The 24,758-nt window shown below is 73.9% G+C and carries 17 protein-coding genes; 10 read left to right on the top strand and 7 right to left on the bottom strand.

Annotation, left to right across the window (positions count from 1 at the left end; all coding sequences use genetic code 11):
* Positions 1-24: 24 nt before the first annotated feature.
* The 4 genes from OG580_RS05280 to OG580_RS05265 are packed head-to-tail and all read left to right on the top strand — an operon-like array spanning position 25 to position 7,965.
* Positions 25-1,551 carry a hypothetical protein gene (locus OG580_RS05280; RefSeq protein ID WP_267042470.1) on the top strand — a complete coding sequence of 509 codons (1,527 nt, stop codon included), beginning with the start codon at positions 25-27 and terminating at the stop codon, positions 1,549-1,551.
* The gene (locus tag OG580_RS05275) at positions 1,548-2,261 is read left to right on the top strand and encodes a hypothetical protein (protein ID WP_267042469.1); all 714 of its coding nucleotides are present in this window, start codon (positions 1,548-1,550) and stop codon (positions 2,259-2,261) included. Before OG580_RS05280 ends, OG580_RS05275 begins: the two co-directional genes overlap by 4 nt.
* A complete protein-coding gene (locus OG580_RS05270) occupies positions 2,258-3,175 on the top strand; it encodes a hypothetical protein (protein ID WP_267042468.1) in 918 nt (305 codons plus the stop codon). Before OG580_RS05275 ends, OG580_RS05270 begins: the two co-directional genes overlap by 4 nt.
* A gap of 59 nt (positions 3,176-3,234) precedes the next feature.
* Positions 3,235-7,965: a hypothetical protein gene (locus OG580_RS05265; protein ID WP_267042467.1), complete on the top strand. Its 4,731-nt coding sequence runs from the start codon at positions 3,235-3,237 to the stop codon at positions 7,963-7,965.
* A gap of 63 nt (positions 7,966-8,028) precedes the next feature.
* On the opposite strand, the gene OG580_RS05260 is transcribed toward OG580_RS05265, so the two are convergent.
* Together OG580_RS05260 and OG580_RS05255 are read right to left on the bottom strand one after the other, a co-directional pair.
* The gene (locus OG580_RS05260; protein ID WP_267042466.1) at positions 8,029-9,681 is read right to left on the bottom strand and encodes an IS1182 family transposase; all 1,653 of its coding nucleotides are present in this window, start codon (positions 9,679-9,681) and stop codon (positions 8,029-8,031) included.
* A 134-nt stretch (positions 9,682-9,815) separates the two neighbouring features.
* Positions 9,816-10,184 (bottom strand): hypothetical protein, encoded by a 369-nt coding sequence (locus OG580_RS05255; protein ID WP_267042465.1) that lies wholly within the window; start codon positions 10,182-10,184, stop codon positions 9,816-9,818.
* Between the two features lie 447 nt (positions 10,185-10,631).
* Here OG580_RS05255 and OG580_RS05250 point away from each other — a divergent pair, with 447 nt between their 5' ends.
* The 4 genes from OG580_RS05250 to OG580_RS05235 are packed head-to-tail and all read left to right on the top strand — an operon-like array spanning position 10,632 to position 14,994.
* On the top strand, positions 10,632-13,526 hold the full coding sequence (locus tag OG580_RS05250; protein WP_267042464.1) for a nitrate- and nitrite sensing domain-containing protein: 2,895 nt from the start codon (positions 10,632-10,634) through the stop codon (positions 13,524-13,526).
* A complete protein-coding gene (locus tag OG580_RS05245; protein WP_267042463.1) occupies positions 13,523-13,972 on the top strand; it encodes a roadblock/LC7 domain-containing protein in 450 nt (149 codons plus the stop codon). The genes OG580_RS05250 and OG580_RS05245 overlap by 4 nt, the downstream gene beginning before the upstream one ends.
* 10 nt (positions 13,973-13,982) lie before the next feature.
* Complete coding sequence (locus OG580_RS05240) at positions 13,983-14,408, top strand: DUF742 domain-containing protein (RefSeq protein ID WP_267042462.1); 426 nt, start codon at positions 13,983-13,985, stop codon at positions 14,406-14,408.
* Positions 14,389-14,994 carry an ATP/GTP-binding protein gene (locus tag OG580_RS05235; protein ID WP_267042461.1) on the top strand — a complete coding sequence of 202 codons (606 nt, stop codon included), beginning with the start codon at positions 14,389-14,391 and terminating at the stop codon, positions 14,992-14,994. The genes OG580_RS05240 and OG580_RS05235 overlap by 20 nt, the downstream gene beginning before the upstream one ends.
* A 144-nt stretch (positions 14,995-15,138) precedes the next feature.
* Here OG580_RS05235 and OG580_RS05230 read toward each other — a convergent pair whose 3' ends face one another.
* The 3 genes from OG580_RS05230 to OG580_RS05220 all read right to left on the bottom strand — a co-directional run bounded on the left by OG580_RS05230 (position 15,139) and on the right by OG580_RS05220 (position 17,751).
* On the bottom strand, positions 15,139-16,326 hold the full coding sequence (locus OG580_RS05230) for a lipid-transfer protein (protein ID WP_267042460.1): 1,188 nt from the start codon (positions 16,324-16,326) through the stop codon (positions 15,139-15,141).
* A complete protein-coding gene (locus OG580_RS05225; protein ID WP_267042459.1) occupies positions 16,323-16,787 on the bottom strand; it encodes a Zn-ribbon domain-containing OB-fold protein in 465 nt (154 codons plus the stop codon). Before OG580_RS05225 ends, OG580_RS05230 begins: the two co-directional genes overlap by 4 nt.
* A 142-nt stretch (positions 16,788-16,929) precedes the next feature.
* A complete protein-coding gene (locus tag OG580_RS05220; RefSeq protein WP_267042458.1) occupies positions 16,930-17,751 on the bottom strand; it encodes a M15 family metallopeptidase in 822 nt (273 codons plus the stop codon).
* Between the two features lie 73 nt (positions 17,752-17,824).
* Between OG580_RS05220 and OG580_RS05215 the strand changes: the two genes are divergently transcribed.
* Complete coding sequence (locus OG580_RS05215; protein WP_267047903.1) at positions 17,825-18,325, top strand: NUDIX domain-containing protein; 501 nt, start codon at positions 17,825-17,827, stop codon at positions 18,323-18,325.
* 103 nt (positions 18,326-18,428) lie between these two features.
* On the opposite strand, the gene OG580_RS05210 is transcribed toward OG580_RS05215, so the two are convergent.
* Positions 18,429-20,858: a glycoside hydrolase family 31 protein gene (locus tag OG580_RS05210; protein WP_267042457.1), complete on the bottom strand. Its 2,430-nt coding sequence runs from the start codon at positions 20,856-20,858 to the stop codon at positions 18,429-18,431.
* Positions 20,859-21,072: 214 nt separating this feature from the next.
* On the opposite strand from OG580_RS05210, the gene OG580_RS05205 reads away from it, so the two are divergent.
* Positions 21,073-23,043 carry an acetoacetate--CoA ligase gene (locus OG580_RS05205; protein WP_267042456.1) on the top strand — a complete coding sequence of 657 codons (1,971 nt, stop codon included), beginning with the start codon at positions 21,073-21,075 and terminating at the stop codon, positions 23,041-23,043.
* Between the two features lie 63 nt (positions 23,044-23,106).
* Here the strand turns inward: OG580_RS05205 and OG580_RS05200 are convergent, their stop codons facing one another.
* Positions 23,107-24,390 (bottom strand): CU044_5270 family protein, encoded by a 1,284-nt coding sequence (locus OG580_RS05200; protein WP_323182552.1) that lies wholly within the window; start codon positions 24,388-24,390, stop codon positions 23,107-23,109.
* Positions 24,391-24,758: the final 368 nt, after the last annotated feature.

Genomic DNA, 24,758 nt, shown 5'->3' with positions numbered 1-24,758 from the left:
GTTCGAGGACCTAATCTGTCCACCGTGACTTCGCCTGCCTCGACGGACCTCGCTCCGCCCCAGCTCAGCGCGGCGCCGCGGCCCGCGCAGGGCCCGGCCGCCGACGAAGGGCTCGCGCGGCGCCTCCGCGCGCTCGCGTGCACCGCCCCGCTGCACGACCTCGACGCGCGCAAGGCGAACCTGGCCGGCGAGTACACGGTCTACGCGATGGCCGAGGTGGCCCTCTCCGCGATCGACCTCGTCACACTCAACATGGACTTCGACACCGGCGCCGATCACGAGCAGATCGTCGCCCGGCTGCTGCCCCGCGTCGCCGCCCAGGCCCCGGGCCGCCCCGCCGCCGAGCACGAGCGCGTGGCCCGCTGGGTGCTGGAGAACCTGATCAACGTCGGCAGCGTCGACCGCGGCTTCCGCGCCGTCTACGGCACCTTCGGCACCGACGGGGTCTACGTCCGCAGGGACTACGACTTCAAGCTCATCGAAGAGGTCCCGGGCTACGGGGGCGGCGTCTACCTCCGTACCACCGACGAAGCGGTCAACGTCCTCGTCGGCGCCCTCGACACCGACGTCACGAGCGCCCAGATCGCCGCCGAGGTGAAGCTGGAGGTCCTCATCAGCCGGGGCCGCCTCGCCGACGCCCAGCTCGCCGCGGAGCAGGCGCGGTACCGGACCGTGCAGTACGCCGAGACCCTCCGCAAGACCCTGGAGGCCACCCGGCGCAACGTCCGCGCGGTGGACTGGCTCCAGGCGGTCCCGGACATGATCGACGAGGCGCTCGACCACGTGGCCGACCGCTACCGCCACGAGAACGCGATCCTCACCAACATCCGCAAGGCCCGCGACGAGGCCGAGGACCATGAGCACAAGCGCCGCGCCGCCGAGCTCGTCGACATCGTCAAGGACTGCATCCGGCGCCACACCCAGCTCCAGTCCCGCCTCCTGGAGGCGGGACCGCTCTTCCGCGCCGAGCAGGACCGGCAGGCCTTCGCCGCCCCCACCGCGTACACCGGTCTCGACCTGTACGGGCAGCTCGTCGCCCCGATCCTGCCGCTCGCCGTCGAGGACGCCACCAAGGTCACCGACGCCTTCTTCGCCCACGGCACCGGACTGCGCACCCCCGCCTCCGTCCGCCTCGGCGACCTCGTCGACCTGCTCCTCACCCCGCCCGTCGAGCGTGAGCACCTCGGCGCGGAGATGCCCGAGCCGGACCTCATCGCCACCCCCGACGACTCCCGCTTCAGCGAGGAGCAGCTCGCGAGCGCCATGCGCCTGCTCGACCTGGAGCACGACGCCCCGCGCCGGCTTTCCGGTCTGCTGGCCGAGGCCCGCCTCCTCGACGACGACCTGCCCTACCTCGTCGCGCTGCTCGCCGTGCACGCGGCGAGCCCCCCGGTCGGCACGGCCTACCGCCAGGGCGAGGAGCGTCTCCTCTTCGCCGTCGACGACGGCACCCCTCTGGACGACCCCGAATTCGGTGGCGCCGACCTCATCGTGGGTACGGCTCTGCTCGACGCGGCAGGCATGGCCGCCGACCGCTCGGAGGCCACGTGACCCTCACCCCGATCGCCCCCGCCGCCGCGGATCCGACCCCGTGTGACGGACCGACCGGCGCCACCGCCGTACCCGGCCCGAGGCCGGAGACGGCGGCGCCGCGGACGGGGCCGCAGCCGGAGGCACAGACGGAGCCGGCACCTCGGACCGAGTCCGAGCCGGTACGTGAGGCTGAGTCCGAGCCGGTACCGGTACCTGAGCTCGCGCCCGAGCTGGAGGTGGAGCAGGAGCCGGCACCCGCACTCGCAGCCGAGCCCGAGCCCGCACTCGCACTCGCACTCGCACTCGCACCCGAGCCCGCACCCGAGCCCGCACCCGAGCCCGAGCCCGAGCCCGCGCCCGCACCCGCGCCCGCCAGGCCCGGAATCGCCGCCCGCTCCGACCAGGAATCCGGTCCGCGCGTGCGCGCCGTGCAGGTGGACCCGCCCTCCGGCCCCCGTACCGAGGCCCGGGACGAGTCCCGTCTGCCGGCCGGTACCCGGCCCCGGCTCGGAGCCGTACCGGCGGGGGAGCCGCACCGCGCCGACGCCGCGTCCCGGCGCAGGAGCGTCCCGACCGTGCGCGCCGTGCGGCTCACGGCCGAGCCGCCCACGCCGTCCCGCCGCCCGGCCTCCGCACCGGCGGCCGTCACGCCCGTCCCGCTGCCCCTGCCGCGCCCCGTCACCCGAGACGTACCGACCGAGAGCCGTACCGAGGAGCCCCAGCCGTGAGCGAAACCCACGCCGAGTACGCCGACGCGTGGAGCGAGCAGGAGCCCCCGCACCCCCAGGCGGCCCCCGCCCCCACCCCGGCCTCCCCGTCGGCCGTCACCCCCGCGGACGCGGCCGACGCGGCCCGGCTCGTCTCCTTCGGGCTCCAGCCCAAGCTGCTCCCGGCCCGGGACGCCGAGTACACGGAGTTGCTCCGCCGCTACCGCGAGGACTCCGCCTTCGCGCGCGTCGCCGACGCCGTCGCCACCGGCCTCGGCCTCGTCGTCCTGGAGGTCTCCCCGCGCGCGGGGATGGCCGTCACCGCCGGCGAGGACTCCGTCTTCGCCGTCCGGATGGGCGACTACGCCCGCCGCGCCTCGACGGACTCCGCCGACCGGTTCCTGCACGGCCTGGCCCACCTCGCCGTCGCCGCCATGGCCTTCCCCCGCCCCGAGGACCTCGCCGACGACGGCTACATCGGCCGCCTCACCGTCAACGGTGTCGACGCCTTCGTACGTCAGGCCTGTCTGCGTCTGGAGCAGCGGGCCGAGGAGCAGGGCGAGAACACCGACCCGGCGTCCGACGCCCCCGGCCTGGAGGCCGCCTGGCGGACGTACGCCCGCCGCAGCGCCACCGGCGCCACCAAGGACGCCCGCCGCCTCGCCGGATCCACCACCGGCATCGTCGGCAAGGCGGCCGCCTTCCTCACCGACTCCGGCTTCCTCCAGCGCACCGGCGACGAGGGCGGCGGCTCCTACCGCACCACCGCCCGCTACCAGCTCCAGGTCCGCGACATGGCCGGCTCCGCGGCGATGGCCGAGCTCCTCGAACTCGGTGTCGTGCCCGTCAGCGACGGCTCGGCGACCCTCCTCCCGCCGCCCGAGGGCGACGACCTGGAGCTCGCCGCCGACGCGGGCCTCCCGTTCCACGCGTAGCCGCCGTCCCGCAGCCCGACCGACCTTCCTGAGCACGACGAGCACGAGAGTCCCCCGCCATGTACGAGCTGTCCCGGGTCCGCCTGTACTCCATCGGCCCCGCCGGTGCGCGCTACGCCGACACCGTCCTGGACCTGCGCGGGGTCGGCGCGCCCGTGCCCCACCCCGCACCCACCCAGGCGGAGTTCTTCGAGGACGAGCCGGTCGGCCCGCCGCGCCGCCCCGCCCCCGCGGGCGTGCTCTTCCTGGAGAACGGCGGCGGCAAGTCCGTCCTCCTCAAACTGATCTTCTCGGTCATGCTCCCCGGCCACCGCAACACCCTCGGCGGCGCCAGCTCCGGCGTGCTGCGCAAGTTCCTCCTCGCCGACGACTGCGGACACGTCGCCCTGGAGTGGCAGCACACCCTCACCGGCGAACTCGTCGTCGTCGGCAAGGCGAGCGAGTGGCGCGGCCGCCAGGTCTCCAACGACCCGCGGAAGTTCGCCGAGGCCTGGTACTCCTTCCGTCCCGGCCCCGGACTCAGCCTGGACAACCTCCCCGTCGCCGAGGCGACCTCGGTCCGCCCGCCCGTGGAAGGCGCCTCCGGAGCCAGCGGCCGCCGCCGCACGATGAAGGGCTTCCGTGACGCCCTCACCGAGGCCGGAAAGGCGTACCCGCACCTGGAGGTCGTCTGGGAGGAGATCCACGACCGCTGGAACGAGCACCTTGGCGAGCTCGGTCTCGACCCCGAACTCTTCCGCTACCAGCGCGAGATGAACGCCGACGAGGGCGAGGCCGCCGGCCTCTTCGCCGTCAAGAAGGACTCCGACTTCACGGACCTGCTGCTGCGCGCCGTCACCGACACCCGGGACACCGACGGCCTCGCCGACCTCGTCGGCGGCTTCGGCAACAAGCTGGGCCGCCGCGCCGAGCTGAATGCCGAGCGCGAGTTCACGGCCGGCTCCGTGGACCTCCTCGGCCGGATCGTCGAGGCCGCCGGGACCCGCTCCCAGGCGCGCGACGTCCACACGGCCGCCGAGCGGCGCACCCGCACCCTCGCCCGCCGCCTCTCCGGCCGCGCCGACCAGGAGCGCGGCCGGGCCGCCGAACTCGCCCAGCAGGTCACCTCGGCCGCCCACACCGTCGCCGAGGCCGAGACCGCCCGGGGCCGCGGCGCCCGCATCGCCGCCGAACTCGCCTACCGGCACGCCTCCCTGGCCCTGACCGCCGCCGAGAAGGGCGCCGCATCCCAGCGCCGCGAGCTCACCGACGCCCGCACCATGCACTCCGCCTGGCAGGCGGCCGAGGTCGTGCTCCGGCACCGCGCCGCGGGCGACCGCTCCGCGCGCGTGGCCGCCGCCATCCGCGAGGCCGAGCGGGACGCCGCCCCGGCCCTGGCCGCCCGCGCCCTGGCCGCCGGCGATCTCGTCCGCGCCCTCGCCGCAGCCGCAGAGGAGGGCGAGCGCCACGCCGCCGAGGAGGAGGAACGCTCCACCGCCCTCCAGGACGCGAGCGAGACCGCCCACCGCGACGCCACGGCCGCCGCGACCGAGGCCCAGCGGGCCCGCAGCGAGGCCGGCCACCTGCGCCAGCGGCTCGCCGAGGTCGAGCAGGAGACCGCGGAGGCGGTACGGGCCGGCTGGCTCGACGACACCGCGCCCGACGCCGACCCGGCCCGCGCCGCCCTCGCCGCGAGCGACGCGGAGAAGACCGCCGTCGCCGTCTGGGACACGGCCCGTGACGCCGCCCGTACGGCCGCCGACCGCGCCCGCGAGACCGCCGCCGCCGAATCCCGCGCCGAACTCGCCGCCGCCCGCGCCGCGGACGCCGCCGAGGCCGCGGGGAACGCCTACGACGCGGAGCGCCGCGCCGCCGAGTCCCTCGCCTCCGAGGAGCGTCTCGCCGAACTCCTGAGCCTCCCGTCCGCCGGCTCCCCCCTCCCGGGCCAGCGCGCCGGCGCCACCGGCGCCCCCGCCCCGCAGGACGGCACCGAGGGCGCGGCCGAGGACGGGACCGCCGAGAACGAGACCACCCCCGGTTCCGGGACCGCCCCCCAGGGGCCGCTCACCGTCACCGAGTTCGACCGGTACGCCGACGAGCTGCGCGGCATGCTCGACCAGGCCGTCACCTCCGCCGAGCGCCAGCTCTTCGAGCTCCGCACCGCCGCGGCCGACGACTCCCGCATCCTCGGCGCCCTCGGCGACGGCGGCCTGCTGCCGCCCGGGCCCGACGTCCTCGCCACCGTCGAGTACCTCGGCGAGCAGGGCATCCCGGCGCTCCCCGGCTGGCGCTACCTCGCCCAGTCCGTGGACCCCGCCGATCACGCCCGGGTCCTCGCCGCCCGCCCCGAGCTCGTCGACGGTGTCGTGATCACCGACCCCGTCTCGTACGGCCGCGCCCGCGAGGTCCTCGGCACGGCCGCCCTGCTGCCCCGCTCCACCGTGGCCGTCGGCACGGCCGCCGCCCTGCTCGCCCCCGTACCGGCCCAGGAGACCGGCGAGCATGAGGACACCGGGGTCCACAGCGTCTTCCTCGTACCGCCGAACCCCGCCATGCACGACGAGCAGGCCGCCGACGAGGAACGGCATGCCCTGCGCGCCCGCGCGGCCGCCCGCGACGAGGAGATCCGTACCCTCGCCGCCCGCCTCGCCGGCGACCGTGCCCTCGCCTCCCGGATCGGGGCTTGGCGAGCCGACTGCCCGCCGGGGATGCTCGCCGAACTCGCCGCCGTCGCCACGACCGCCCGTGAGACCGCCGAGGCCGCCGCCGCGACCCTCGCCGAGGCCCGTACGGCGCGCGGCGAGGCCGACGAGGCCGCCGCCGAGGCGGCGCAGCTCCGGGACGAGCGCCAGGAGGCCGCCCAGCGTGCCCGCCGTGTCGCCGACGCCCTCGCCGGCCTGGCGTTCCGGCTGCGCGAGCGGTCCGTCTGGCAGGCGAAGCTCCGCGAACTCGCCGACGACGCCGCCGAGTCCGAGGCCCGCGCCCAGACGTGCCTGGAGCGCGCCCGCGCCGCCGACGAGGACCGTCGCGCGACCCAGCGCGCCGCCGACGACGCCCACCGCACCGCCCGCGCCCTGCGCGCCGAGCGCGCCGAGATCGCCGGCGCCCCCGACACCCTGCCCGAGGAGGACCCGGCCGCGCCCCGTACCGCGCTGCCCACCCTCCGCGAGGCGTACCGTGCCGCTTCCCAGCTGTACGAGAAGGTCGGTGTCGGCGCAGACCTGCGCGCCGAGCAGGCCCGCGCCGAGAGCGACGAGTCCGCCGCCGTCGCCGAGCTCGACCGTCTCACCAACAAGGTCCGCATCCGCGCCGAACAGCTCCTGGAGTCCACCGACGGCGCCGACAGCCCCTCCCGCCAGGCGGCCGCGGCCCGGGCCGAGTCCCTGGTGCAGATGCTGGAGTCGCGCGCCACCGAGGCGAGCGAGAAGCTCGGCCGGCTCCGCGGCGAGGCCGAGCGGCTGGCCCCCGAGGACGGCGAGGCGCACACCGAGCTGCCCGAGGACCGGGTGCCCGCCGACGCCGAACAGGCCCAGGCCCTGCTCCGTACCGCGACCGGCGAACTCGCCGCCCGTACCGACGCCCTGGAGTCGGCGCGCGCCGCGCACGCCGGGCTGCTCCGGGACCACCGGGCCGCCGAGGACGCGGCGGGCGGCTTCGACGAGACGGCGGCCCTCCTGCGCGACCTCCTCCGCGACCACACGGAGGAGGAGCGGGACGAGACCGAGGCGTACACCGGAACCCTGGAGGAGGCCCGTACGACGGCCGGCGAGGCGCGCCGCTCGCTGCGCGGCTGCACCGCCGAGCTGTCCGCCGCCGACGCCGCCGTGCGCGAGGCGAGCGACATCCTCGTACGGCACGCCAACTCCACCCGCTACGAGCAGGTCCGCACCCCCGCGCGCCAGCAGATCCGCGAACTGCCCGCCTCCGCGCTGCCCGAGCACGCCGCCAAGTGGGCCGAGGCCTTCGCGCCCCGGCTCCGGGTCCTCACGGACGAGCTGGAGCAGCTGGAGCGCAACCGGGACTCGATCGTGGACCGGCTCCGCGGCCTCGTGGAGTCCTCGCTCGCGACCCTCCGCTCCGCGCAGCGGCTCTCCCGTCTCCCGGAGGGGCTCGGCGAGTGGTCGGGCCAGGAGTTCCTGCGGATCCGCTTCGAGGAGCCCGACCAGGCGTCCCTCGCGGAGCGGCTCGGCGAAGTCGTCGACGAGGCGACCCGCGCCGCCGTCAAGAAGAACGCGGACCTGCGCCGTGACGGTATGTCCCTGCTGCTGCGGGGCGTCCAGGCGGCGCTCGAACCCAAGGGCGTCTCCGTCGAGATCCTCAAGCCGGACGCGGTGCTGCGCGCCGAGCGCGTGCCCGTCGGTCAGATGGGCGACGTCTTCTCCGGCGGCCAGCTGCTCACCGCGGCCATCGCCCTGTACTGCACGATGGCGGCGCTCCGTTCCAACGACCGGGGCCGCGACAAGCACCGGCACGCGGGCACGCTGTTCCTGGACAACCCGATCGGCCGCGCCAACGCCACGTATCTGCTCGAACTCCAGCGGGCGGTGTCGGACGCGCTCGGCGTCCAGCTGCTGTACACGACGGGCCTGTTCGACACGACGGCGCTCGCCGAGTTCCCGCTGGTGATCCGGCTGCGCAACGACGCCGACCTGCGGGCCGGACTCAAGTACATCAGCGTGGAGGAGCACCTGCGTCCGGGCCTTCCGCAGGCTGCGGGGGAGGGCGAGTCGATCCACGGCGAGATCACGGCGACGCGCATGTTCCGCCGACACGCCTCCGACGACCCCACCGCACCGCCGGCCTCCTCCTGACGGAACGACAGAGCGGCCCGGCCCCCAAGGGGACGCTGTTGGTCAATTCCGCCCCGCTGGATGTCATCCAGCGGGGCGGAGTGCTGCGAAGGGGCTGATCCGGGTGGGGGCTCTGCGTTGGCCGGTGAGGTGGGCGTCGATGCGGGCGAGGTTAATGGCGGCACCGGTGAGCTGGTGCTGGAGACTGGTCTTGGTCAGACCTCGGTAGCGGGATCTGCGCAGGCCGCAGCGCAGGATGCCTTGGGAGATGGTGCCCTCGACGCCGGCACGGATCTGGTAGCGGTTCTTCCACTGGTCGGTCTGCTGCTCGGTTCTGGCGGCTCGCAGGACGTGGTGTTCGTCGTGGTGGCGCAGGCGTAGTTCGCGCCGTTCGCGAGTGGGTGAGCTGATGCACTGGGTCCGCTCGGGGCAGGGGCGGCAGTCCTTCGCCGAGAACATCACTCTGATGACGGGGAGCCCTTGCTGGGAGAGCCGGTTGCTCCAGGTTCGGCTGGTCTGTCCACTGGGGCAGGTGACCTGCTTGGCGTCCCAGTCGATGGTGAATGCCTCCTGGTCGTAGCCGCCCTTGGCGCTGGTCTGGGCACTGGTGTTGGCCTGGACCGGGCCGTGCAGCGCGACACCGTGGTCCTGCTGGGCGGCGACGATCTGTGACGCCGTGGGATATCCGGCATCGACCCAGTGCTCGGCCGGAAGGCAGTCCCGGCGGGAGAGGTCGGCGTGGATGGCGCCGGCTATCGCGTTGTCGGGAACGGTGGCCATGGTGGTGGTGACGTTCGTGATCAGGTTCGGGCTGTCGGGCTCGCAGGTTTCCGTCAGGTGGACCTTGTAGCCGTCCCAGAGGATGTCGCGTTTCCCGCTGGCCCTGGCTTCGATGTCATAGGGGGTGACCAGGCGTAACGCGCCTGGCGGGCGGTCTTTTGGGGCACGCCGCTGCACCTCGCCTTCGACCAGGTGGAAGTGCTGGACCCAGACCTGGCGCAGGATCTCGACCTCCGGCAGAACCACCAGCCCAGGAGGAGTGTCGGCGGAGAGGACTGCTTCCAGCAGACGCGTCCCGTCGATGCCGACGCGACGGCCCACGGCATCTCTCGCCGCCCGGGCCTTGGGGAAGCGGGAATCCTCCGCCCGGGTGGCGTAGTGCTTGAACCACTCCGGATCACTGACCCCGGTCAGCCAGTCGGGAGCGGCCTCGGCCATGGCGTTCAGCGCCGACCTCAGTGTCTCGGTGACCAGCTCCAGCCAGTTCAGGGCCCGGGCTGAGGATTCCACGTGGGTGGAGTCGGTGCGAGCGCGGCCGGAACTCTTCAGCAGTCCCTTCTCACGGCATCCGGCGAGGATGCCGTCCAGCACCCGGCGCCCGGCATCCGCACCGGTCAGACGGTCCCTGAACTCCGAGAGCACCGAGAAATCGAAACCCGGATCACCCAGGTCCAGACCGAGGGCGTACTTGTAGTCGATCCTGGCCCGCACGGCTTCCGCGGCCTGCCGGTCGGTCAGGCCCTCGACGAACTGCAACACCAGCACCAGCGCGAGCCGGCCCGGTGACCACGCAGGCCTGCCCCGTGCCGGGAACAGGTCCGCGAACTCCTCGTCCGTGAACAGCGGCCCCAGCTCGTCCCTCACCCGGATCGCAAGACTGCCCTTCGGGAACGCGGCCCGCGCCACCCGCACCGTCTCCGCCGGGATCTCCCCCGACCCCTTCGACTGCAACGACACCCGAACCCACCCCATACGACAACGTCGGCCTTCCAGACCACAACCAGGTCTGGAAGGCCGACGTCACGCACGGGCCCGAATTAACCAACAGCGTCCCCAAGGGGACCGGGCCGCTCACCGTGTCCGACTGCCGATCAGGCCGCCTCGGAGAGCCGGGCCGTCTCCGACCGGTTCTCCCCGCGCCGCTCTCGGCGCAGTTGACGTGCCGTGCTGCTCGGCTCCGAGACGACCCCGTTGCGCTGGCGCCACACCTGACGGGTGATCCAGACGTCGAGGACGCTCCAGGTCGCCACGACCGTGAACGCCACCGAGCTGACCGTCATCGGGAAGGCCAGCCATGACCCCGCGACGGAGCAGAAGAAGGCCACCACCGCCTGGATGAGCGTCACGGACGTGATCATCACGGCCCGTACGGCCGCGGTACGGACCGGATCGGGCATCCGCTGCCGGCCCTTCTCGTCGTCCACCCACAACTGCCGCGCCGACCGCGACTCGTGTTCCATTGTCCTGTCACTCCCCACCACCGAACGACTCCAGGGTTGGCTGCCCGCTGAGAGTGCCTTTACGCGGACAGAACCCTCCCCGTACTTATTGACGCACGAGAGAGGGAAAAGGTTTCGCCCGTCCCGGGGTGAACTGGACGGAATGTGAAACCGGCCGGAGCGGAACGCAGAGTTCCAGCCATCTCCGCAGGCGGGAGAAATGGCACACCATCAGGTGTCCTCCACCACAATGGCCGATCCCAACTCCCCGAATACCGGGACAAGTCATGATCAACACTCACTCGACAGGCTGAAAATCGCTCGGACATGCCTTCGGGATGGCCGTGATGCAGTAGTAGGCTCACGCCGCCGTTTGTTTGAAACCGAAGGTTGACGCCGCGTGTTGACGCGCGACGTCACGAACGTGAAGGACCCCCGTGGTGCGCGGGGGCCGAGCTGGGGGAGGCCATGCGCTTTCGCGGGAAGTCCATCCGCCGGAAGATCGTGGCGTTGCTCCTCGTACCGCTCGTCTCCCTGACCGGCCTGTGGGGCTTCGCGACGGTCCTGACGGGCCGCGAGGCCGACCAGCTCCTCGACGTCGCCTACATCGTCGAGAAGATCGGCTACCCGCTGGAGGACACCGCACGGGTCATCCAGCTCGAACGCCGCCAGTCGCTCATCTACCTCGCCGACCCGCGCGGATCCACCACCCTCGCCTCCCTGCGCGAGACCCGCCGCGCCACCGACCGGCAGATCGCCCGCATCCGCGCGAACGCCGCCGACCCCGGCGTACGCGACGAGATGAGGCCCGTCACCACGCAGCGGCTCAACTCCCTCCTCGAAGCGCTGGACGACCTCGCCTCCCTGCGCCGCTCCGTCGAGAAGCGCGGCATCGGCCGCATCCAGGCCCTCGAGTTCTACAACCGGCTCGTCGACCCCTGCTACAGCTTCCTCATCACCCTCCACGCCCTCGAGAACGTGGAGATGGACAAGCAGGGCCGCGCCCTCGTCGGCGTGACCCGCGCCCGGGAGCTGCTCTCCCGCGAGGACGCCCTCGTCCTCTCCGCGCTCGTCGCGGACCGGGTCACCGCCCCGGAGATCCGCGCGATATCCGACCTCGTCGCCAACCGGCAGCAGTTCTACGAGGTCAACCTCGAACTCCTGCCGACCTCCGAGCGCGAACGGTTCGAGAAGTACTGGGCCGGCCCCGAGACCGCCGCCCTGCGCTCCGCCGAGAACGCGATCATCGAAGAGGGTCCCACCGACGAACCGCGCGCCGTCACCGCCTCCTACTGGCAGGACGAGGCCAGCCCCGTCCTGGACGACCTGGCCCGCGACAACACCGCGGCGGGCGACCGCTACCAGGACCGCGTGCAGCCCGCCGCCTACAGCGTGCTCCTCAAGGTCGGCGTCGCCGGCGTCCTCGGCTTCCTCGCCCTCCTCGCCTCCGTCGTCATCTCCGTCCGCATCGGCCGCTCCCTCGTCCACGACCTGCGCCGCCTGCAGAAGGAGGCCCAGGAGGTCTCCGGAGTGCGCCTGCCGAGCGTCATGCGCCGGCTCGCCGCGGGCGAGCACGTCGACGTCGTGACCGAAGTGCCCCACCTGCGGTACGGGCAGGACGAGGTCGGCCAGGTGGGCCAGGCCCTCAACACCCTCCAGCGCGCCGCCGTCGAGGCCGCGGTCAAGCAGTCGGAGCTGCGACGCGGGGTCTCCGAGGTGTTCGTCAACCTCGCCCGCCGCAACCAGGTCCTGCTCCACCGTCAGCTCACCCTCCTCGACACCATGGAACGGCGTACGGAGGACACCGACGAGCTCGCGGACCTCTTCCGCCTCGACCACCTCACCACCCGTATGCGACGGCACGCCGAGGGTCTCGTCATCCTCTCCGGCGCCGCGCCCTCCCGGCAGTGGCGCAAGCCCGTCCAGCTCATGGACGTGGTCCGCGCCGCCGTCGCCGAGGTCGAGGACTACGAGCGGATCGAGGTGCGCCGACTGCCCCGCCTCGGCGTGGGCGGCCCCGCCGTCGCGGACCTCACCCACCTCATCGCGGAACTCCTGGAGAACGCCACGGTGTTCTCGCCCCCGCACACCGCCGTGCAGGTGCTCGGCGAGCGCGTCGCCAACGGCTTCACCCTGGAGATCCACGACCGCGGCCTCGGCATGAACCCCGACGCCCTGCTCGACGCCAACCTCCGGCTCGCCGAGACCCCCGAGTTCGAGCTCTCGGACACCGACCGCCTCGGCCTCTTCGTGGTCAGCCGGCTCGCCCAGCGGCAGAACGTCCGGGTCTCGCTCCAGACCTCCCCGTACGGAGGCACCACCGCGGTCGTCTTCATCCCGGCCGCGCTGCTCACCGACGCCCCCGAGACCCAGGGCGCCGGATTCCGCCTGGACCGCAAGAACACGGACTCCACGTCCCCGGACCGCGCCGCCGACGGCACCGACGCGACCGACGGGGACGCGGCAGGCCCCGCCCAGCTCCCCACCCGCCGTCCCGTGCTCGCCCGGGTCCCGGACGTGACCGAGGCCCCCGGAGCCCTGGACGGACCCGTCGAACTGGAGGCTCCGCTCGGCGCCGACGAGTTCGACGTGCTCTTCGACCGGTCCGCGGACCTCCTCGACACCGAGAGCGAGCGCGGCGGCCTCTTCCGGCCCCGCGACCGCCGTCGCTCCGGCCTCGCGCCCGCGCCCGCCGGCGAGCAGCACCAGCAGGTCCCCGACCGGGCGACCGGACGCGACGACGAGGACGCGCGCCCCGACGGCGCCGCGCCCGGTCCCGTACTGCTGCCGCGCCGCCACACCCCGATGCTCGTCGTGGACCACGGCCGTCGCGTCGACGAGCCGGGCCGGTCGCACCCCGCGCCGGGCCGGGAGCCCGAGGAGTATCGTTCCGCCGCCCGCGGCACCCGCCCGGACTCCGGCCCGGTACCGCCGCAGGGCCACGGCCCGTCCCTCACCTCGGGCCCGACCCTCGTCCCCGTACCGCCGGAAGGTCCCGTACCCCCGCAGGGTCCCGTACCCCCGCACGGTCTCGTACGCCCGCAGCGTCCCGTACCCCTGGACGGTGCCGTGGCGGCGGACGGCCCCGAGGCGTTCGGCGGGCTGCCCCGCCGCGTCCGCCAGGCCAACCTCGCGCCCCAGCTGCGCGAGTCCGAGGGTCAGGCCGGCCGCGGTGCCGGAGCGCACTCCGACGACCGCCCGGCCGTCGCGGACGCCGGGCCCGAGTCCTTCGAGCGCGACGCCGAGGAAGTACGCGCCCGCATGGCCGCCATGCAGCGCGGCTGGCAGCGCGGACGGCAGCACACCGCGGACCCGGACGACACGTCAGCACCAGGAACGACACCCGAGGGGGACGGTCGATGACCGCACCGAACGCCGCAGCACCCAGCACCACCGCCGGACGCGGACACGGAAACGGCGAGCTGAACTGGCTCCTCGACGAGCTCGTCCAGCGGGTCGGGTCCATCCGTAAGGCCCTGGTGCTCTCCAGCGACGGGCTGCCCACCGGCGCCTCCCAGGAGCTGACCCGCGAGGACGGCGAGCACCTGGCCGCCGTCGCCTCCGGCTTCCACAGCCTCGCCAAGGGCGTCGGACGCCACTTCGAGGCGGGCAGGGTCCGTCAGACCGTCGTCGAACTCGAGGACGCGTTCCTCTTCGTGACGGCCGCCGGGGACGGCAGCTGCCTGGCCGTCCTGGCCGACGCCGACTCCGATGTCGGCCAGGTCGCCTACGAGATGACGCTCATGGTGAAGCGGGTCGGGGTCCACCTCACGACGGCTCCCCGGACCGGCCTGCCCACCGGAGGGTGAGTGGGACGGCATGAGTGACGAAGCCGAGCGCGACCAGGCGACGAAAGGCCGTACCCCTGGCCCCCACCACTGGTTCGACGCCGACGCGGGACCGGTGGTCCGTCCGTACGCGATGACCCGCGGCCGGACCAGTGCCGCCACCCGTCACCGGCTCGACCTGATCGCGCTGGTGGTCCCCGAGCCCGCCGCCGACGATCCCGGCCGTGACCAGACGCTCTCCCCGGAACACGTGGAGATCGTCGAACGCTGCTCCGAGCAGCCCCAGTCGATCGCCGAGCTCGCCGCCGGACTCGACCTCCCCGTCGGGGTGGTCCGGGTCCTCGTCGGTGATCTCGTCGAGGACGAACTCGTCCATGTGACCCGCCCCGTTCCGCCGGCAGAACTGCCGGACGTGAGCATCCTTCGCGAGGTGATCAATGGCCTTCGGGCGCTCTAGCCGCAAGAAGCCGCTCGTCGAGCCGGTGACCCTGAAGATCCTCGTCGCGGGCGGGTTCGGGGTCGGCAAGACGACGCTGGTGGGCGCGGTCAGCGAGATCAGGCCCCTGCGCACCGAGGAGATCCTCAGTGAGGCGGGGCGGCCCGTCGACGACCTGCACGGCGTCGAGAACAAGACCACCACCACGGTCGCCATGGACTTCGGCCGGATCACCCTCCGCGAGGACCTCGTCCTGTACCTGTTCGGGACCCCCGGCCAGGACCGCTTCTGGTTCCTGTGGGACGAGCTCGCCCAGGGTGCGCTCGGCGCGATCGTCCTGGCGGACACCCGCCGTCTGGAGGACAGTTTCGCGGCCATCGACTACTTCGAGCGGCGCGGCATCCCCTTCACGGTCGCCGTCAACTGCTTCGAGGGCGCCCGCCGGTTCCCCGCCGAGAGCGTGCGCGGGGCGCTCGATCTGGATCCTGAGGTCGAGCTCCTGATGTGCGACGCACGCGACCGGGAGTCCGTCAAGAACATCCTGGTCGCGGTGGTCCAGCACGCGCTGGTCCTCGCGGACAGGAACCACGCACCGGCCACCACCTGAGCGAGCCCCCCGGAGGACGGGGGGCTCGGCACAGCCACTGACTGAGGGCCCCGGAGGACGGGGGCTCAGGCAGTCATCACCTGAGGGCCCCGCAGGGCGGAGGCGCGGACAGCCATCCCCTGAGGGCCCCCGCAGGACAGGGGCTCAGCGCACCGCCACCACCGCCGAACCGTGGCCGAACAGGCCCTGGTTCGCGGTGATGCCGACCCGCGCCCCCGGCACCTGCCGGTCGCCCGCCGTGCCCCGCAACTGCCACGTCAGCTCGCAGACCTGGGCGATCGCCTGTGCCGGCACCGCCTCCCCGAAGGAGGCGAGACCGCCGCTGGTGTTGACCGGGAGCCGTCCGCCGAGGGCGGTGACCCCCTCCCGCACCAGCTTGGCGCCCTCACCCGGCCCGCACAGCCCGATGTCCTCGTACCACTCCAGCTCCAGCGCGGTGGACAGGTCGTACACCTCCGCGAGGGACAGGTCCTCGGGCCCGATCCCCGCCTCCTCGTACGCGGCCCGCGCGATCGAGGCGCGGAAGCCGTGCGGCGCGGGGGAGACCGCGACCGCCGAGTCGGTCGCGATGTCGGGCAGGTCGAGCACCGCCTTGGGGTACGTGGGGGAGACCGTGGACACGGCCCGGACCCGCACCGGATCGGGCCGCCCGTGCCGGCGCGCGAACTCCATGCTGGACAGGACGAGCGCGGCGCCCCCGTCCGAGGTCGCGCAGATGTCGAGGAGCCGCAGCGGATCGGCGACGACGGCGGAGGCCGCGACCTCCTCGGTGGTCACGCGCGCGCGGTAGCGGGCGAGCGGATTGAGCGCTCCGGCCGCCGCGTTCTTCACCTTCACCTCGGCGAAGTCCTCGGGGGTATCGCCGTACAGGGCCATCCTGCGGCGGGCGTAGAGGGCGAAGTACGCGGGGTTGGTCGCCCCGAGCACCCGGAACCGCAGCCAGTCCGGATCGTCCGGCCGCTCGCCGCCGGCCGGGGCGAAGAACCCCTTGGGCGTCGAGTCCGCGCCGACGACCAGGACCACGTCCGCGAGCCCGGCCAGGATCTGGGCCCGGGCGGCCCCGATGGCCTGCGCGCCCGAGGCGCAGGCCGCGTACACGCTGGAGACCCGCGCGCCCTGCCAGCCGAGCGCCTGGGCGAAGGTCGCCCCCGCCACGTACCCCGGGTAGCCGCACCGCATGGTGTCCGCCCCGACGATCGAGCCGACGTCCTCCCAGCCGAGCCCGGCGTCGGCGAGCGCGGCACGAGCGGCCGCCGTTCCGTAACTGACGAAACTCCGCCCCCACTTGCCCCATGGGTGCATTCCGGCCCCGAGGATCGCGATGTCGTTCACGACAGTTCCTCCCGTGCGACGGGCCGCCAGTTCCAGGTGGTCCAGGTGTGCGCGTCGTCCTCGTTCAGGACGCCCGGCACCACCTCGACCTCCGTGCCGACGGCGAGATCGGCCGGCCGTACTCCGGGGGCCGCCTGCCCGAGGACCACCATCGCCTCGGCCGCCAGCTCGACGGCGACGAGCGTGTACGGCTCCCAGGGCGCGTCCGGGTCGGAGACGTACGGGGCGGGCGGCCGGTACCGCCCGTCGGTGTACGACCAGACCCGGCCGCGCGGCGAGAGCGGGACCTCGGCCAGCTCGCCGCCGCCGGGGCAGCCCGGATTGCGGCACCAGTCGTCCTCGCGCGGGAAGAAGACCGAGGCGCAGGCCGTGCAGCGGGTCCCGAGCAGTCGGAACTCCGCCTCCGGAACCGAGTCGTCGGTGAACCACCGGGCCACCACCGGTCTGCGTGTCCGTGCCACCAAGGCCTCCCGAGCCGTGCCGAGCGAGCAGATCTGACGAACCGTCAGAAGTGTGCCACGGGACGACGTGCCTGAGAAGGCCCGGCGAACGGACGGCTCAGTGCCCGGTCACCGACTTCCGCGCCACCGGAAAGCCGGCGGCTCAGTGCCCCGCCACCGACCTCCGCGCCACCGGAAAGTCGAAGAACGTGTTCGGGAACGGCTCCGGCTTGAAGGTGAAGTGCCACCACTCCTCGGGCAGGTTCACGAACCCCTGCTCCGCGAGCACCCCCTTGAGGAGCTGCCGGTTGTCCCGCTGCACCCCCTGGATCCGTGGGTCGTCGGTGTGCGAGCGCGTGTCGAAGCAGTCGTACCCGGTCCCCATGTCCACGGAGTTGTCCGGGAACCGCTCCTCCCGGGGCGCGTAACACTCCACCAGGTCCTCGCCCGGCACATACGCGCGCGTGCGTGCGGCCGGCAGCCGCACGATCGTCAGATCCACCGTCGAGCCCCTGCTGTGCCCGGACTTCTCCGCGATGTAACCGTCGGCGAACAGCCGGGACTTGTCGACGAGCGGATAGAACTCGCCCTTCGTGCGCTCGTCGTCCAGGTCCTTCGCCCAGCGCACGAAGTGGTCGACCGCCCGCTGCGGCCGGTAGCAGTCGTACACCTTCAGCGTGTAGCCCCGGGCAAGCAGCCCCACCTGCGCCCGGTGCAGCGCCTCGGCGGTCGGCCGGGTCAGGATGCACAGCGGCTGCCGGTAGCCGTCGATCGGCTCGCCCACGAAGTTGTGCGCCGTCGTGTAGCGCATCTCCTGGAGGATCGTCCGGTCCACCGCGCTCAGGGCCACGAACTCCCGTGGAGCCTTGGGCTCCGGCGCGGCGGAGGCCGGGGGAGCGGGGGCGGCGACGACGCCCGTCGCGGCGAGCAGACCCGCCGCGGCAGCGACGGCGAGGGTACGGAGTGCGGAACCGAGTCCTGTCATAGGTCCTGTCATGGGCACCGTCTATCAGTTCCCGCAGCGCCGGGAAAGGGTGATCGCATACGGTCGGCTCGTGATGGACTCCCACTGCACCGCCTGCGGCGCCGCGCACCCGACCGGCGCCGGCTGGCCCCGCACCTGCCCGGCCTGCGGCCACACCGCCTACCGCAACCCGCTGCCCGTCGCCGTCGCCCTCCTCCCGGTCACGGACGGGGACCGGCGGACAGGGCTCGTCGTCATCACCCGCACCATCGAGCCCTGCCGGGGCGGGGTCGCGCTGCCCGGCGGTTTCATCGACCACGCCGAGGACTGGCGCGCCGCCGTCGCCCGCGAACTGCGCGAGGAGACCGGCATCGAGACCTCCGCCGAGGAGGTCCGCCTGGCCGACGCGATGAGCTCCCCGGCAGGCCACCTGCTGCTTTTCGGCCTCCTCCCGCCCCGCCCGGCCGCGACCCTCCCGCCGTCGACCCCGACGGACGAGACGAGCGGCCACCACCTGCTCCACGCTCCGGAGGACCTGGCCTTCCCGCTCCACACGGAGGCGGTACGGAAGTGGTTCGCGGGATCGTACGGCTGAGGAACCGTCACCCGAGCCCTTCCCCCACCAGCCTTGTCAGCCCGGCCACCGCCCGAGCCAGGCCCGGAACCGGCGGGCGCCATCCACCCCGCCGGCCCGCCCCTCACACCCCCCGCACCCGCACCGGCAGCCCCACCGCCTCGACCCCGTCGTCCGTCACCCTCTCCACCACCACCCGGCCGTCCACGAGCCGCGACTGGTACCGCTCGATCTCGGCCGGCTCCCAGCCGTCCCCGGTGTCCCGCACGACGAGCCCACCGCCCGTCCGCCCCGCCGCCGGCGCCCAGACCTCCAGGGCCTGGCCGCCCCCCTCGCCCCGCACCGGGAGCACCGCCCCCGCCCGGGCCAGCACCGGCACCCGCGACAGCGGCGCGTCGAGCAGCACCTGCCCCGGCCCCTCGTACGCCTGCCCCGTCGCCGTGTCGTACCAGCGGCCGCGCGGCAGCCGCACCGCGCGCCGGTCAGCGCCCCGGGTCAGGACCGGCGCCACCAGCAGCGCGTCACCCAGCAGGAACGCGTCCTCGCAGTCGCGCAGCGCCCGGTCCTCCGGCGTCCCCCACCACACCGGGCGCACGTACGGAGCCCCCGTCATCCGGGCGAGCCGGGCCAGCGTCTCGAAGTACGGCCGCAGCCGCTCCCGCTCGGCCAGCGCCACGCGCGCGTGCTCCAGGACCTCGGGGCCGAACTCCCACGGCTCGCGCCGCCCCGCGTCGATCGCCGAGTGGGTGCGGAAGAACGGCAGCCACGCCCCCAGCTGGAACCAGCGCAGGTACAGCTCGGGCGACGGACTCCCGTCGAAACCGCCCACGTCCGGCCCCGAGTACGGCACCCCGCACAGCCCGAGCCCCAGCACCAGCGAGAGCGAGGCCCGCAGCCCCGGCCACCCGGTCGACACGTCACCCGACCAGGTCCCGCCGTACCGCTGCATGCCGGCCCAGCCCGAACGGGAGAAGAGGAAGGGGCGTTCGTCGGGCCGCAGCCGACGCAGCCCCTCGTACCCGGCCCGGGCCATCGTGAGCCCGTACAGGTTGTGCGCCTCGCGATGGTCGCCGCCCCGCCCGTCCAGCGCGTGGCGCGCCGACCGCGGCAGCGTCATGTCGCCGAAGGGCGCGAAGGACACCGGCTCGTTCATGTCGTGCCACACCCCGGCGAAGCCCTGCCGCAGCCGCTCCTCGTACAGGCCGCCCCACCACTCCCGTACCGCCGGATCGGTGAAGTCCGGATACGCGCACGCACCGGGCCACACCTCCCCGTGGACCTCCCCGCCCCGCGCGTCCCGGACGAAGGCCCCGACCGCCCGCCCGCTGTCGTACACCGCGTTCCCCACCTCGGCCTTCACCGCCGGGTCGACGATCGACACGAGCCGCACGCCCTGCTCCCGCAGCTCCGCCGCGAGCCCCGGCAGGTCCGGGAACCGCTCCCGGTCCACCGTGAACACCCGGTGCCCGTCGTAGTGGTCGATGTCCAGGTGAACGGCGGACAGGGGGAGCCCCCGCTCCCGGTACCCGGCCACCACCCGCCGTACCTCCCGCGCGCTGCCGAAGCCCCAGCGCGCGTGCTGGGGACCGAGCGCCCAGGAGGGCGGCAGCGCGGGCGCGCCCGTGAGCGCCGCCCAGCCGTGCAGCACGCGCGCGGGGGTACCGACCACCACCCAGCAGCGCAGGGGCCCGCCGTCCATCCGGACCTCGCTGGTCCCCGGCCGGTCGTGCCCCGACCCGGCACCCTCCTCGCCCTCGGCGAGGGTGACCCGCCCGTCCCAGGAGTTGTCGTGGAACGCCAGGTGCGTACCGGCGTCCGAGACGACGAACTGCACGGGCATGGTGAGGTACAGCGGATCGTCGCCGGGGACGAAGCCCCCCTTGGGGTCGGTGTTCCACAGCCGGTACGAGCCGTCCCGCAGGCGCGGCCCCGCCGACCGCCCGCCGAGACCGAAGAACCGCGCGTCCGCCGGCACCTCACTGCGCTGGACCCACCGCGCGTCCGACCCCACCGGCTCCGCGCCGGCGCCCTCAACCTGCTCGGCACCCCTCACCGGCTCCGCACCGGCACCGGCGACCTGCCCGGCACCCCCCACCGGCTCCCACCAACGCGGCGGCAGATCCCGCCGCAGCATCACCCCACCCGGCGTGCGGATCTCCACCGCCCCGTGACGGGAGACCGCCACCGTCACCCGCTCCGAGACGATCCGCCACCCACCGTCCGTGTCCGGTTCGAGCGAGGCCCGCAGGTCGGGCTCCGGCCCCTCGCCGGCCAGCGCGTACGACGGCTCGGGCTCGGCCCCGTCCCAGCCCCAGAACACCGCCCCGCCCGCCGACACGCAGATCCGCAGCGAGGAACGCGCGAACCGGACGATCCCCCCGCCCGGCAGCGCCTCCGCCTCCGTCGCGAGCCCCGGCACCCGAGCCCGCTCCGCCCCCCTCGGCGGCAGCCCCCACGCGTCCGTGCGCCGTTGCCGCCACGCCGCCCGTACCGTCCGCAAACCCCGCACAGAGCCGAACACCTTGATCGAACGCACCAGTTCCCGACCGTCCATGGTGATCACCCTGCCAGCCACCAGGGGCGATACGAGCTCCGTTCAACTGCCGTTCACCCGTGGTGGGGGCACATATTCAACTACCCGACCATGGGTGGAGAGAGCTGGTGCGAAAGACGATCACATGGCATCGTCCTGTCAGCCGCGTCACGCGCACACCCCAGCACGTGCGCGGGACACACGCCGACCCCGCGTACAGCCAGGGAGCACCCTCATGACATCAGCCCAGACCGAGCCGCTCTGGCAGCCGGACGGTGACCGCATCGCCGCGGCCGCCGTCACCCGCTTCCAGGCCTGGGCGGCGGAGCACCACGGCGCCCCCGCCGAGGGCGGGTACCCGGCGCTCCACCGCTGGTCGGTCGAGGAGCTCGAATCCTTCTGGCAGGCCGTCGTCGAGTGGTTCGACGTCCGCTTCTCCACCCCGTACGAGCGGGTCCTGGGCGACCGCTCCATGCCCGGCGCCGACTGGTTCCCCGGCGCCACCCTCAACTACGCCGAGCACGCCCTGCGCGCCGCCGCCGAGCGCCCCCACGACACGGCCCTGCTCCATGTGGACGAGACACATGAGCCCGTGCCGACCACCTGGGCCGAGCTCCGCCGCCAGGTCGGCTCCCTCGCCGCCGAACTGCGCACCCTCGGCGTACGCCCCGGCGACCGGATCAGCGGCTACCTGCCGAACGTCCCGCAGTCCGTCGTCGCCCTCCTCGCCACCGCCGCCGTCGGCGCCGTGTGGACCTCCTGCGCCCCGGACTTCGGCGCCCGCAGCGTCCTCGACCGCTTCCAGCAGGTCGAGCCGGTCGTCCTCTTCACCGTCGACGGCTACCGCTACGGAGGCAAGGAGCACGACCGCCGCGAGACCGTCGCCGAACTCCGCTCCGAACTCCCCACCCTCCGCGCGGTCGTCCACGTCCCGCTGCTCGGCACCCCGGCCCCCGAGGGCACCCTCGCCTGGGACGACCTCGTCGCCGGCGACGTCGAGCCGGTCTACGAGCAGGTCCCGTTCGCCCACCCCCTCTGGGTCCTGTACTCCTCCGGCACCACCGGCCTGCCGAAGGCGATCGTCCAGTCCCAGGGCGGCATCCTCGTCGAGCACGTCAAGCAGCTGGGCCTCCACTGCGACCTCGGGCCCGAGGACGTGTTCTTCTGGTACACCTCCACCGGCTGGATGATGTGGAACTTCCTCGTCTCCGGCCTGCTCACCGGTACGACCGTCGTCCTGTACGACGGCAGCCCGGGCTACCCCGACACCGGCGCCCAGTGGCGCGTCGCCGAACGCACCGGCGCCACCCTGTACGGCACCTCCGCCGCGTACGTGATGGCCTGCGCGAAGGCCGACGTGCACCCGGGCCGGGACTTCGACCTGTCGGCCGTGAAGTGCGTGGCCACCACCGGTTCCCCGCTGCCCCCCGACGGCTTCCGCTGGCTCCACGACGAGGTCCGCGAGGACCTGTGGATCGCCTCCGTCAGCGGCGGCACGGACGTCTGCTCCTGCTTCGCGGGCGCCGTCCCCACGCTCCCCGTTCACATCGGCGAGCTCCAGGCGGCGGGCCTCGGCACCGACCTCCAGTCCTGGGACCCCTCCGGCAAGCCGGTGATCGGCGAGGTGGGCGAGCTCGTCGTCACCAACCCCATGCCGTCCATGCCGATCCACTTCTGGAACGACCCCGACGGCAGCCGCTACCGCGACAGCTACTTCGAGATGTTCCCGGGCGTCTGGCGCCACGGCGACTGGATCACGATCACCGACCACGGCTCCGTCGTCATCCACGGCCGCTCCGACTCCACCCTCAACCGGCAGGGCGTCCGGATGGGGAGCGCCGATATCTATGAGGCCGTCGAACGCCTCCCGGAGATCCGCGAATCCCTCGTGATCGGCCTGGAGGAGCCGGACGGCGGGTACTGGATGCCGCTCTTCGTCCACCTCGTCGAGGGCGCCACCCTGGACGACGAGCTCATCGGCAAGATCAAGCGGACGATCCGCAGCGAGCTCTCCCCGCGCCACGTTCCCGACGACATCATCGAGGTGCCGGGCGTCCCGCACACGCTCACCGGCAAGCGCATCGAGGTCCCGGTCAAGCGCCTCCTCCAGGGCACTCCCCTGGCCAAGGCCGTCAACGCCGGCTCGGTCGACAACCTCGGTCTCCTCCACTTCTACGAGACCCTGGCGGCCACCCGCAGGTCCTGACGCACACGAGCCGAGGCCGGTCCCGGAACGGGGGACCGGCCTCGCGTCGTCCGTGTGCGGGACTCAGGAGCGGGGCGCGCCCGGCAGGTCACCGGTCCGGGCGACGGCGGCCTTGGCGAGGACCGCGGACACCCCGAGCACCGTGCCCTTCCTGCCCGCCGCCGTGGTCTCCGTCAGGACGGTGCGCTCGCAGAGGAAGGCCGACGTCGTCCGGTCGAAGATCCACTGGGACTGCTCGCCGTCGGCGGTACGGGCGACGGCGACGCCCTCGCGTCCGGCGGCGTCCTTCGCGGACGGCAGGACGGCGACGCCGGGGACCCGCGCGGCGGCCTCGTACAGCGCGGCGGTGACCTTCGGGGGAGCCCAGGTCTCGGCGAGCAGGGTCCCGATCGCCCGGAAGGCCCGCTGGTCGGCATCGCTCCCGTCCCCACGGGTCCCCTCCCGGATCAGCCGCAGCAGAGCTTCCGGATCCGTCGGCAGCGCGGCCACGTACGCGTGGGTCGGGTTCGTGACGGAGGGAGGCGCCGCCTCCAGGGCGGACGGCCGCGGACCGGCCCCGCGGTGGTCCAGCTCGTACACGGGCAGGCGCGGGGAGAGCACGGCGTCGGCGGCACCGCCCTCGCGGAGAAGCCCCGGGCGGCTGCCGTCGGCGGAGAGCCACACCTCGCGCTGACGGGCGGGCGGCAGCGTGGCGGCGCCCCCAGCGGCGCCGCGCCCCGCGTAGGCGACGAGGCTCCTGACGTAGACGAAGTCCTGCGGCCGGGCATCAGGCGCAGGGGAGGCTGCGGCGGCGAGCGCGGCGCGGGACAGGACCCGCCCGGCGTCGGCCGCCGAGGGCTGCGCGGCCGACACCCGGCCCGAAGGCCGGGCCGGACCTTCCGGGGGAGCGAGGACGACGACACCGGCCACGAGCGCGCAGGCGGCGGCGGGCGCGGCGATCCAGGTGAAGCGGGGGACCGTACGGGGGGCACACGGGCGCCTGGCGGGCCTGCCGTCCAGGGGCCGGAGCCGGGCGAGCGCGGCGCGGGCGGCCCGTACCTGCTCCCCGTCGGTCATCCGGGCGAGGACGTCGTCGGCGAAGTCGGGCAGCACACCGCGCTCGGGGAGCCGGGCCAGCGTCGCGTCGCGCCGACGCGCCTCCCGAGCGGCACCGCGCATGACGTTGGTCGCGATGCCGAGCAGCCACGGCCGCAAGGACCCGCCGTCGGCGTGCACCTTCCCGCGACAGCGCCACGCCTCCAGGAAGGTGGCCGAGACGACGTCCTCGGCCGCCGCCCGGTCGCCGCACACCCGGTACGCGTAGTGGTACAGGACCCGCGCGTGCTCGTCGTACACCCCGCCCGGCACGAGCAGTGCTGGACATGAACGATCCCGCGACACACCACCCCGAGTACGACCCCGCCGGCAGCCCCCCCGAGACCACACGGCCCGACCCGAGCCCCGGCGCACGCCCCGGCTCTCAGCCCTGCGCACCCTGGCCACGGCGGCGGCCGCAGCCGTCGCCGTCGCCGCTCCTTCCCCCGCGGCGATCGCCGCGGCCGCCGCCCCGGAGACGTACACACTGACCATCCGCCACCTCGACCGCGACGGAGCCCCCACCGGCACGTACCGGACGAACGTCTCCGGCCTCTCCGGTCCAGGCGCCGACACCTCCGCTGCCCCCTACGACGAGTCCGGCACCGTCACCGTCCGCCTGCCCGAGGGCCGCTACCTGC

Source organism: Streptomyces sp. NBC_00094 (genome assembly GCF_026343125.1).
In the GTDB taxonomy this organism is placed as follows: Bacteria; Actinomycetota; Actinomycetes; order Streptomycetales; family Streptomycetaceae; genus Streptomyces.
This window is presented reverse-complemented; position numbering and strand designations above follow the sequence as displayed.